Origin of the sequence: Serratia proteamaculans, assembly GCF_008830365.1 — a bacterium.
Classification (GTDB): domain Bacteria; phylum Pseudomonadota; class Gammaproteobacteria; order Enterobacterales; family Enterobacteriaceae; genus Serratia; species Serratia proteamaculans.
Genome location: NZ_WBKI01000002.1, coordinates 136,555 through 148,821, shown reverse-complemented (window position 1 = coordinate 148,821; position 12,267 = coordinate 136,555). Strand labels below are relative to the sequence as shown.

The window sequence follows — 12,267 nt, the reverse complement described above, 5'->3', positions numbered from 1 at the left end:
ATAGTTATTAGTTATTAGTTATTAGTTATGCGGTGTTGCTTAAGCTTCACCGTTTTGATATTAAGTTTCTTATCAGGTTTTTCAATAAATTTTGATAAAAAATTAGCGCATATACATTGATGACTATTATTACCATTGATAGAGACATTTTATATTAAGCAGGAGAATGCGAAGCTTTCGTGCTGTTTTTTTTAATTAAAATATCCTGGCTAACTAAAAATGAAAATAAATAAATTCAGGTTAATTTCCTTTGTTGCTACATCTTTTATTAGCATTGATATCATACAAGTTTTTAGTGTGAGGGTTTCTCTTATCCCTTTGTTTTTTTACGGAATTTTTATTCTGTATAAAAATAAAAAAATAGATATATGGTTTGCTTATGTTTTCTTGTTTGCAATTACTTGTGTTCCTTCGGTTATTTTTTCATATAACCCTGTAAAATCAATTGGCTATATTTTTTGGATAGTTTTCAACTATATTGCCATATCCTCTGTTTACAAACGCCTTATTATAGGAAATAGCAGGCAAACTATCTTGGGGTTAAGGGATTCATACCGGTTTCAGATCATTATTGGAGGCGTACTCTACTTTTCTGGTATGCAGTTTCGAGCCCAGGTTCTCTATTATGAACCATCGTATTTTGCCTTATCTCTGATTCCTTATGTTGTTTTGGTATTTTTCGGTTTGTTAAAAAATGATACACAGAACGATGTGGAATGGAAGGACAATCATTTTTTAGATGTGATATTGCTTATTGTTGCGCTATATACTACAAAAAGCGCAAACATGGTATTGGTGTTCATGCTAGCTGCATTGGTTGTGTCATTATATGGCGATGGTAAAATAAAAAAATTAAATATAATTGGCATTGCATTCATGATTACGTGGGTGTTTTTAATATGGTACTCAAGCAATTATACTGATTTAATATCTACAACCTTCCAAAAAATTGCAAATGCTGATAGCATCTATGATGCTATTTTAGAGCGGACGGGAAATAGATGGCCTCGTGCACAACTGACTTTTGATACTGCGATGAATACGTTTTGGGGCGTAGGGATCGGGAGCTTTAAAGAGTATACATCCGCAAATTATTTCCCCAAATATGCAGGAATACCTGCATATTATTCACCTTTATCCAATGAAGCGGTGAATATCTATTTTGAGATTGCAGCGACCTGTGGGTGGGGGGCATTAATTGTTTGGCTATCTTTGCACTTTAAACTTATACGGGATGTGAATAAATATACAAGTAACGCACCTCTTATTGTCTGCTCTCTCGTTGTAGCGATGCTTGCATTAGTCATTGAGTCGAATTTTCTACGGCCATATTACTGGATGCTTATAGGAATGATGATGGGGCAGATTTCATTATTAAAAAGCAGTGTATCGGTTGAGCGAGAGAGGAAGAATTAATTTTTGATTAATTCCCTTGCTAGTGAATTCAGTTTTTTTGCTGATGTTTCCCATGAAAAGCGGTTTATGTTCTCGCTTCCATCTTTTATTAATTTATTTCTAAGTTCGTCATTTGTTATTATATTTAACATGACTTGTGTCATTTCGGATTTATCAAATGGATTAAAATATAGAGCGCTGGTACCTAAAATTTCAGGGATTGAAGCTTGGTTCGATGCCAAAACTGGACAGCCACATGCCTGGGCTTCTAGTGGGGGGATGCCAAATCCCTCATAAAAAGACGGAAAAATAAATGCGTAGGCATTTTGATACAGTTTTACTAATTCACTATCACTAACCCGCCCCAGATACTCAATATCCTGCATGCTATCTTCCTGTCTACAATCTTGCTCCATAAAAGATTTCAAAGAATAACCAATTATTTTTAGTTTTGCTTTTCTATTGCTGTTGTTTTTTCTTTGAAAGTCAATAAAAGCATCAATCATTCCGTGGTGATTTTTATGGTAATTTTTAGATGCAACAGCCAAAAAATAAATTTCGGAGTCGGTTTCTCTTTTTGGAAAAAAATGCTCCCCCGCTGCATTATATATGACGGATGTTTTTTCAGTTGAAAACTGATATGTGTTTGTTATTTCTTTTTTAGAGAATTCACTAACAGTCAATAAATGCTTTGATGTTTTAATCATCATCGGAATTAATGATTTGTAAAAAATAATGAATGACTTTGAATAGCTCTGAGGATACCTTAAATAGTTTATATCATGGTGTGTAATAATCTTGTTTTCATAAAAAATCGGCCCTGTGCTTCCTAAGTTTATTAATAGTGGTGAACCTATTTTTTTTAAATAAATTGGTAGTTCTATTTGTTCCCAAACGTGCCCTTGACACAAACCTATTTTTTTTACTTTTAATTTTTTAGCAGTCGATTCCCGTAATATGCCTTGGGGGCAAACGAAAACAATATCATCATATTTTTTGCTCAGTTCCAAAGAAATCATCTCAGCAAACCTTTGCACCCCAGTTATCTCTTGTGTCAGAAATCGTGCATTAACATATATCATTTCGTTATCTATTATCTTTTTAATATATCACCTCCAAGATTACAATCCTCCTCTATCTATGTACCTTAGTCAAGAGCTATAGCTTGCATAACTGGATTCTCAAACAGTATCGCGGTAGCGCGCGCGTGTACGCGTAGTATATGATAACCATTGGAATTATATCGCCCGTAATTAATTGTTTTGTCTACTGTGATAGTTATCTAATTTAACTCTTTGATATTTAAAGGCATACCTCCATTTGGCATAAAAAACTGCAATTGTATGTAATGGTGTTGTAGTTTTTGCTTTTATGGTTTTATCTTTTGTTGCTGTCATTTGTTTTGGATTTTTATGCTTTTTGATTCATTTATTTTTTATTCTGCGCTGTAGCGTTGACAGGTTCCGGCTTTTGGACTTTTCTTAGCATGACATGGATCGCATGATTTCTGCCTATGCTGCGATATGCGATTAGTGTTTTTTCATATTTTTTAGGATTGAATTTTCAATTTTGAAATTCTGAGGATATAATTATGGCTTCTCAAGTACTGCTATACCAGAAAGAAGTGGCGGCTATACTTTATGCAGTGTTAGGTAATGATTCTTTCACGAGCTCTACTGCATATGATAGTGTTGCTGGTCAAATTCGCACAGGGGCTTTAACTCAGCAAGATTATATTGGAGGGTTGATCACATCTACTGCTGGTCAGGCTCTCTATGGCGCACAGACCGATCTGCAAATTTTAAGAACTATTTATACAAAAATTTCCGGTACCACTCCTGCAGACTCCACTCTCCAGGGATATTTGAATGGAACTACTTTAAATAACGCTATTTATAACGCTATTGATAATTTGTTAAATTACAAAGGATTTGATAGTGCAACGCTTTCATCGCAATCAACTTTTGAGACTCATGTTGATTCGATGCTTTTTAGTAACTACGGTACGGCTGCTTGGAACCAATGGAGTGTGGCATTACCTTCTCAGGAGCAAGTTGCTTCAGTTTACCTTGCTGTTGCTAACCGCTCTGCGGATTCTAACGGCTTAAATTATTGGACGAGTTATTTACTTCAACCGGGTAAAACATTCCAGACACTAGTTCAATCGTTAATTAGTTCGCCAGAGTTTCAACAGAAAGGTGCCAACTTGTCTGGTGATGCCTTTATCTCGTATGTATATCAAAGCATCCATGGTTACGCTCCCAGTGCTGATGCATTAGCTTTGTATCGTGGTTTACCAAATAAAATGACGATTACTTCGTCTATTATAAATGATTTGCGTAATTCTGTGGCTACTGATTCTGCGTCAGCGACGACACAGCATGCATTTGAATATCAAATTGGTACTAGCTTGGTATACAAAACTGCCGCAGCATTGACGACCACAGCGGCCGGTGGTAATGCAACTGGTACTATCAATAACGGGCTTTCACATCAGATCAGCAATGCCGAAACTGCGGTTCTGACTGATGTTCAACTCACTGCCAACGCCGCCAGCGTCGTTAACCTGAAGTTTGCCGATCATCTGGCGAATCTGACCATTAACGGTACCAGCGCGGCAACGGTTAACCTGTCTGACAACGGTGTTAACCCGGGTGTCGATATTACCGTCAATAACGGCAACGTTATTCTGAATGCAAGCTCGGGTGCAGATGATGTCCTGGTCACCGCTACGGCAGCTGTTGCTACCGCTACTGGTGATTTTAATCTTGGGGCAGGTAATGACTCACTGAAATGGTTGGGTAATGCGGCGGTTGGCGGTGCCAACACCGTCAGTACTGGCATTTCTGGCAACGGCGGCGATGGCGTTGATACCATTTCCGCCAACTTCATTACCAAAAACGTGGTGATGTCAGGTAACACGATTGTCCGCACCGCGACGATTACCAGCAATGCTTCGCAGTTCACCAATTTTGAGAAAATTGACCTGGCTGGTTACATCGGCAAAGCAACGGTTAACACTGGCTCCACAGCGGCAAACCACACCTTTGACTTTGGTTTGTTAACCGGTAATGCAGTTTCTGAATCCAGCACTACCGGTTTGACCAACAACGTCGTCCAGGCTGCCACCTCCAACATTGGCTCACAAGGTTTTGTGTTGTCTGGTTTGGCTGAAGCAGTGAAAGTGATTAATGCTGCCGGCGGTAACTCCGCGCAGTTGGAAGTGACCGGTAATGCGACGGCGGCGAGCAGCGTGGAAATTACTTTCCTGCAGAATGCCACTGACCATTTTAACGTCACTTTCGATGCCGTTAGCTCAACCGATGTGAATGCCGGCTCTCTGGCTCTGAACAGCAGCAGCAGTCTATTGTTGCCAACTGTACTGAGTACACTGAACATTGCGTCTGGCGGTACCGGTAGTTTTGACAATATTCTGTCACTGACTGGCACAAATGCCCAGGTGCAAAACATTGCTGTTACAGGCGATCACTTACTGGATCTGACTGTGGGCAGTGGATTTAGCAACGTGCGTGATATTAACGCATCTGCTAATACTGGTGGTTTGGATCTGAACTCAAATCATGCCGGTACCGGTGACGGTATCATCGTTCAGTTGCTGAATATTCTGCCTCTGAGTGCAGTTACCACGGCGTTGTTGGCACCGGTACTGACCACTCTGGGTCTGAACGGTTATCAACTGACGGTTGAGGGGACCGGGACTACGGATAGCTTCAACGTTCTGGGTAACACCACCTTGGCCGGTGGTAACGGTGTGAATACCTATGAATTGAAGTCCAGTACTACGCAGGCCGGTGTCACCATTACTGACTTTGACAGTACCAAAGACAAGATTGTTGATGCTGCTTCTGCCTTGACAATTTCTGGTGATGCCAGCGGTACTGCGGTAGCTGACTACGGCACTCGTGCTTCCGATACTCTGGATGCCCTGCTGGGTACTCTGGTTGGCGGCCTGACCAACGGCGTTATTGGTCTGTTAGGCGGTATCCTCGGTCTGGGCAGCAGCAACGCATTGACCGCGAAAGTGGGCGTGGCGTCTGTGGTGTTCGGTGGAACAGGTGATAATGCCAGTTCTTATGTGATTATTGATAACAACGATAACCACACATTGGATGCCAACGACAGCGTGGTTTATCTGACTGGACAAAACCATCAGCAACTGTTGGATACTCTGCATTACGCATGAGTGTAAATTCAGTAGGAAAATAGTTTCCATGGAAACTGTTAGCTGTTAAATAATACGGGGAGGTGAACCTCCCCGTTTTTTTATTTTGTGATCGGTATCGTTATATTTAACTTATTTTTTCTCTCAATAATTCCCTTGTATTTTTCATGCCTTTCATCCTTTTGTTTTCCCTGATTTTGATGGGGTTGAGGCACAGAGTTTTTTTTGGGTTCCACCTTGCTGGTTTGTACTTTCTCTACCTATAGTTAAAAAAAAGTATCTGCAGTCTCGAGCATGTTTGAAGGGGCTTCTTTAGGATTTTCTTTATTTCTTTTTTTTTTAGGATTTTCCTTAGAAGAAATCAATGCGGATTGGACTGACAGTGCACATGATGTAAGGGCAGAAAGTGAATCAATTTATACCGCGTAATGAAATTGCGGATGTTATACGGACACGCAGTAAAATCTTCTGGACCGTTGGCGTATTCACCGCATTTATCAATTTATTAATGTTAGTTCCCTCTGTCTATATGTTGCAGGTCTACGACAGGGTGCTTCCTTCACGTAATGAAATAACCTTGCTGATGTTAACGCTGATTATGCTCGGAATGTTCGGCATGATGGCGTTGCTGGAGTACGTCCGTAGCATGGTTGTTATTCGTATCGGCAGTCAGTTGGATATGCGTTTGAATACGCGTGTTTACACTGCCGCCTATGAATCCAATCTAAAAAATGGCTCCTCCGATGCAGGGCAGATGCTGGGTGATTTGACCACCGTACGGCAGTTCCTGACCGGCAGCGCATTGTTTGCATTCTTCGATGCACCTTGGTTCCCGATCTACCTGCTGGTGATTTTCCTGTTTAACCCATGGTTAGGGTTGTTCGCTCTGGTAGGGTCACTACTGCTGGTTGCGTTGGCCGTGGTCAACGAAATGGTTTCCAAGAAACCTCTGGGCGAGGCGAGCAAGCTATCGATCATGTCCAGCAGTCTGGCGAGTACAAATTTGCGTAATGCTGAAGTGATCGAAGCGTTGGGCATGTTACCTAATCTAAAACGACGTTGGTTTGGCTTACATCAGAGATTTCTGAATAGCCAACGCGTGGCCAGTGAGCGTGCCACTACCGTTAGCTCAATCACCAAATTCGTACGTCTTTCACTGCAGTCGTTGGTTCTGGGTCTCGGCGGTTGGCTGGCGATTGATGGCCATATCACCCCCGGCATGATGATTGCCGGCTCAATTCTGATGGGGCGTACGCTGGCACCTATCGAGCAGGTGATTAACGTCTGGAAGAGTTGGAGCTCTGCCAAACTCTCCTATCAACGCCTGGTAAAATTACTGGATAAGCATCCACCTCGCGGTATGGGAATGTCTTTACCTCGCCCTGAAGGTGTCATTTCTGTCGAGGGTGTGACGGCCACGCCACCAGGCTCCAAAGGTGATGCGGTATTGCATAATGTCAGCTTCGCGATCCAGCCAGGAGACGTGCTGGGGATTATTGGGCCAAGTGCTTCCGGTAAATCCACGTTAGCGCGTTTGTTGGTGGGTATCTGGCCGGTCAGTGAAGGTATTGTGCGGCTTGATAACGCCGATATTTACCAATGGAACAAAGATGAACTGGGGCCTTACATTGGCTATTTGCCGCAGGATATCGAACTGTTCGCCGGCACCATCGCCGAGAACATCGCCCGTTTCAACGATATTGATTCAGAGAAAGTGATTGAAGCCGCCAAATTGGCCGGTGTCCATGAGCTGATCCTGCGTTTCCCTAATGGTTATGATTCGGTCATTGGCAACGGCGGGGCGGGTTTGTCTGGTGGGCAAAAACAACGTATTGGCCTGGCACGCGCGTTGTATGGTGATCCTTCCCTGATCGTATTAGATGAACCCAACTCCAATCTGGATGATGCCGGTGAAAAAGCGCTGAATCAGGCGATTCTGTTCCTTAAACAGCGAAATAAAACGGTGATCCTGATTACTCATCGCACCAATCTGCTGTCGATGACCACCAAGTTGCTGCTGTTGGTGAATGGCACTGTCAATGCGTTTGGCCCAACGCAGCAGGTGCTGCAGGCACTGGCAAATGCACAGCAGAAGGCGCAAACCCCACAGCAAGCGGTACGTGCGGTCAACTCTGAGCCGGACGAAGGCAATATCCCAAAAACTCAAATTAATTAAGCTGTGAACTTGCCGGGCGGCGTCAAAACGTCGCCTGCAGTCAAAGGAGTTGGTATGTCTACGCATATTGGCGAGCCGCAAGACTCGTATTCAGAACAGATCCCGCAGGATGAGCGGCGTTTTACCCGCATGGGGTGGTTAGTGGTTGGGATTGGCCTGTTTGGCTTCTTCGCCTGGGCCGCATTTGCGCCTTTGGATAAAGGGGTCGCGGCACCAGGTTCTGTTACCGTTTCTGGCAACCGTAAAACCGTACAGGCACCGGCTAGCGGCATCATAAAAAGTATTACGGTTAAAGAAGGCGACAAAGTTAAAGCGGGCGAGGTGTTGGTGCAACTGAGTCAGGTGCAAGCCCAGGCTCAGGTTGACTCGCTTCGCGACCAATATTACACCACGCTGGCCAGCGAAGGCCGTTTACTGGCTGAGCGTGATGGATTAGGTAAAGTCACTTTTTCTCCTGTTTTTCAATCCATCCAGGCTCAGCCGCGGGTGGCTGAAATCATCGCTTTGCAAACACAGTTATTCTCTTCACGTCGCCAGGGATTACAAAGCGAAGTTGACGGTTATAAACAGTCAATGGACGGCATGCGATTCCAGCTAAAAGGTTTGCAGGACTCAAGGGTCAACAAGCAAATCCAGCTTTCAAGCCTGCGCGAACAGATGAACAGCATGAAGCAACTGGCGGCGGACGGTTATTTACCGCGTAACCGCTATCTGGAAGTGCAGCGTCAGTTTGCGGAAGTGAACAGCAGCATCGATGAAACCGTCGGCCGAATTGGTCAGGTACAAAAACAGTTACTGGAGTCTCAGCAACGGATCGACCAACGCTTTGCCGACTATCAGCGTGAAGTCAGGACCCAATTGGCACAGACTCAGATGGATGCCAGCGAGTTTAGAAACAAGTTGGAAATGGCGAACTTTGATCTCGGTAACACCGCCATCACTTCGCCGGTGGATGGCACAGTCGTAGGGCTGAATATCTTTACTCAGGGGGGCGTCGTGGGAGCGGGTGACCACCTGATGGACGTTGTACCCAGCCAGGCTACGTTGGTGGTGGATTCACGCCTTAAGGTAGAGCTGATTGATAAAGTGTACGACGGGTTGCCGGTGGATTTGATGTTTACCGCCTTCAACCAAAACAAGACCCCGAAAATACCGGGGACGGTGACGTTGGTTTCTGCCGATCGCTTGGTTGACAAGGCTAATGGCGAACCCTACTACCAAATGCAGGTCACGGTTTCTCCTGAGGGCATGAAACTGCTCAGTGGCGAAGACATCAAACCGGGTATGCCTGTTGAGGTATTTGTGAAGACCGGCTCACGCTCACTGTTGAGTTATCTGTTTAAACCTATTTTGGATCGCGCTCATACTTCATTAACCGAGGAATAATTTTGATTCAATTTAAACGACAGGTTGCTGGCCTTGCTATCAGTACCCTCTTGTTTGCGATAGCTGCGCCGGTTCATTCGATAGGGATTATAGACGCATATTCGCTGGCACTTGAAAAAGATCCGACCTTCCGGGCGGCTATAAAAGAGAAAGAGGCGGGAGACGAAAACGAGAACATCGGCAGGGCGGGGCTGCTGCCGAAGGTATCGCTCAATTACCAGAACTCGCCAAGAAACTGGCAAACGCAAAAGTATCCGCAAAGCGATTTCTTTGGCAACGTGACTGAAACCACCAAGCGGCAGCAGTATCGCAGTTATTCAAGCTCGGTTACGTTGACACAACCGCTGTTCGATTATGAGGCCTATGCACGCTACAAGGCTGGCGTGGCGCAGACGCTGATGTCTGATGAGCGTTACCGCAGTAAGTATCTCGATCTGGCCGTGAGGGTGATCTCCGCCTACGTTGAGGTGGCGTACTCCAAAGACCAGATCGCATTGGCTTCGGCACAAAAGGCGGCTTATAAAGAGCAGCTGTCGCTGAACGATCGTTTAATGAGTGCGGGGGAAGGTACCATTACCGACGTTTCTGAGACTCAGGCGCGTTACAGCCTGGCAGAGGCGCAGGAGATTGAGGCGCGTGATGCGTTGGATGCGGCTCAGCGTGAACTCGAGGTCATTATTGGTATACCACTCAATCAACTGGATGACGTACAGCTGTTGCGGCCTGGTAAATTCCAGGTGGCGCCGTTGATCCCTTCCAAATTCGAAGAGTGGCAAAAAATTGCCCTAGAGAATAACCCGATGTTGGCGGCTTCGCGCCATGGCGTTGATGCCGCCAAGTATGAGGTAGAGAGAAACCGTGCGGGCTTTATGCCGCAGGTTCAGCTCTATGCCTCGCACTCGGAAAATGATTCCAGCAGTGATAACACGGTTAACCAAAAATACCGCACCGACAGTATCGGTGTGCAGGTGAGTGTGCCGATCTACGCTGGTGGTGGAGTTTCGGCATCGACTCGCCAGGCGGCATCACGCTATGGGCAGGCGATGTATGAAATGGATGCACAGGTCGGCACTACGCTGAACGATCTGCGCAAGCAGTATAACCTTTGTATCAGCAGCCGCGCCAAGCTGGCCGCGTACGAACTGGCCGTGAAGTCGGCGACAACTCAGGTAACGGCCACCCGGCAAAGTGTGCTGGCAGGCCAGCGTGTCAACGTCGATGTGCTGAATGCCGAGCAACAGTTGTACAGTGCCCAGCGTGACCTGGCTTCGGCCAAATACACCTACATAAAATCCTGGATCACGCTGCTGAGCGACTCAGGTACGCTTGATGAAAGTGATGTGAAACGCGTGGCGCAGTATTTTGCCATAAACCGCTGAACCGATAGTGTGAAATAGCCTAAATATGCACCATGAGTATTTATCTGAAAGAGCAGCCATGTGCTGCTCTTTTTTGTCTCAATACGTTATGTTAGCCGTAAGTAATGCTCTTACCCGTGCCCTAGTAGTGTATTTTTTGGTGAAAGTTACCACCTTATTTTTTAGGGGCGCTCGGTGGCTTCGGGAGGAGTCCGTTTTGAAGATGCATATCATTATTAGTGTGCAATTGTTTGGTTTTTGTAAGGGTGAGGTTGGCTGGGCTAAGCCGCGCTCTCGTTTATAAGACTGACTACTGAGTAAAGGGTTTAGAATGACAAAATTAATTCCTGTGGTTATGGCTGGTGGTACTGGCAGCCGGCTATGGCCACTGTCGCGTGAATCGTTCCCAAAACAATTTTTATCTATTGATGATAGCGGAGTTAGCTTGTTGCAGCAGACACTGCAACGCTTGTCAGGACTTGAGGGAGTGGAGGTCGCAGCACCTTTGGTTATCTGCAATGAAAACCACCGTTTTTTAGTCGCTGAGCAGCTGCGGGAAATTAATCAACTGGCGACCAATATCATTTTAGAACCCGTAGGACGTAATACCGCACCGGCAGTGGCATTAGCCGCGCATTTGTCAGCAGAAGAAGATGAGGATTGCATTCTGTTGGTGCTGGCTGCCGATCACCTGATTAAAAAGGTAGAAAACTTCCATGCGGCAATAAAAACGGCCATTCGACATGCATCTGAAGACCAGTTGGTGACTTTCGGCATTATTCCTGGGCAACCAGAAACGGGCTACGGTTATATTAAACGTGGTTGCGCGCTCTCGGACGAATGTTTCAAAGTCGACGCTTTTGTGGAAAAACCATGCCTGGACAAGGCCATTGAATACCTGGCGAGTGGTGATTTCAGTTGGAACAGTGGCATGTTTATGTTTAAAACTGCCAAGTTTCTGCATGAGTTGCAACAGTTTAGCCCAGAGATCTTCAGTACAACGCAGCAGTCTGTGGCAGATAGCCAGCGAGATATGAACTTCATCCGTGTTGATCAAGAAATATTCAAGCACTGCCCAAGCGATTCTATTGACTATGCGGTGATGGAAAAAACGAGAGATGCGGTGGTGATCCCTATTGATGCAGGTTGGAGCGATGTAGGCTCTTGGTCATCATTGTGGGAAGTTTCCGAAAAAGATGCGTTGGGGAATGTGAACGTCGGTGAGATTATTTCTATTGATTCAACCAATAACTATATCTCATCTGAAGCGGCTCTGGTGGCCACCATCGGCTTGGATGACCTGATAGTGATCAGCACCAATGATGCATTGCTGATTTCGACTAAGGATAGAGTTCAGGACGTTAAGAAAGTGGTTGAAGAGCTTAAAAAACGCAACCTTCATCACTTCCGCCAACACTCTACCTCCTATCGCCCATGGGGCAAGATATGTGACATTGATAAGGGCGAACATTTCCAGGTAAAAAAAATCATTGTCCGTCCTGGCGAAGGATTATCAGTGCAGCGCCATCTTCATCGTGCAGAACACTGGGTGGTTGTCACCGGCATGGCTAAAGTGAATGTGGATGATAAAGAGTTCTTCTTATCAGAAAATCAATCCACTTTCATACCAGCTGGCAGTGTGCATACGCTGGAGAACCCTGGGAAAATCGATCTTGAAATCATTGAAATCAGATCGGGTTTTTACCTGGAAGAAGATGATATTGAGCGTTTACAGGATCGGTACGGCAGAATTTAATTAAAGGGTTTGG

General features: G+C 45.0%; 7 protein-coding genes. 6 read left to right on the top strand and 1 reads right to left on the bottom strand.

The window, feature by feature from the left end:
* The first annotated feature begins 219 nt into the window (after positions 1-219).
* Positions 220-1,416: an O-antigen ligase family protein gene (locus F8R23_RS09670; RefSeq protein WP_151415558.1), complete on the top strand. Its 1,197-nt coding sequence runs from the start codon at positions 220-222 to the stop codon at positions 1,414-1,416.
* Here F8R23_RS09670 and F8R23_RS09665 read toward each other — a convergent pair.
* Positions 1,413-2,414, bottom strand: a complete 1,002-nt coding sequence (locus F8R23_RS09665) for a glycosyltransferase family 4 protein (RefSeq protein WP_314725594.1) — start codon at positions 2,412-2,414, stop codon at positions 1,413-1,415. The two genes, F8R23_RS09670 and F8R23_RS09665, sit on opposite strands and share 4 nt — an antisense overlap.
* A 572-nt stretch (positions 2,415-2,986) precedes the next feature.
* On the opposite strand from F8R23_RS09665, the gene F8R23_RS09660 reads away from it, so the two are divergent.
* The 5 genes from F8R23_RS09660 (at position 2,987) to F8R23_RS09640 (ending at position 12,254) form a co-directional block, all read left to right on the top strand.
* Positions 2,987-5,599 (top strand): beta strand repeat-containing protein, encoded by a 2,613-nt coding sequence (locus F8R23_RS09660; RefSeq protein WP_151415556.1) that lies wholly within the window; start codon positions 2,987-2,989, stop codon positions 5,597-5,599.
* Between the two features lie 385 nt (positions 5,600-5,984).
* The gene (locus F8R23_RS09655; RefSeq protein WP_129937349.1) at positions 5,985-7,754 is read left to right on the top strand and encodes a type I secretion system permease/ATPase; all 1,770 of its coding nucleotides are present in this window, start codon (positions 5,985-5,987) and stop codon (positions 7,752-7,754) included.
* 54 nt (positions 7,755-7,808) lie between these two features.
* Positions 7,809-9,140, top strand: coding sequence for an HlyD family type I secretion periplasmic adaptor subunit (locus F8R23_RS09650; protein ID WP_112350243.1), 1,332 nt, complete (start codon positions 7,809-7,811; stop codon positions 9,138-9,140).
* Positions 9,141-9,142: 2 nt separating this feature from the next.
* Complete coding sequence (locus F8R23_RS09645) at positions 9,143-10,519, top strand: TolC family outer membrane protein (RefSeq protein ID WP_151415555.1); 1,377 nt, start codon at positions 9,143-9,145, stop codon at positions 10,517-10,519.
* A 310-nt stretch (positions 10,520-10,829) separates the two neighbouring features.
* Positions 10,830-12,254 (top strand): mannose-1-phosphate guanylyltransferase/mannose-6-phosphate isomerase, encoded by a 1,425-nt coding sequence (locus tag F8R23_RS09640; RefSeq protein WP_151415554.1) that lies wholly within the window; start codon positions 10,830-10,832, stop codon positions 12,252-12,254.
* Positions 12,255-12,267 lie beyond the last annotated feature (13 nt).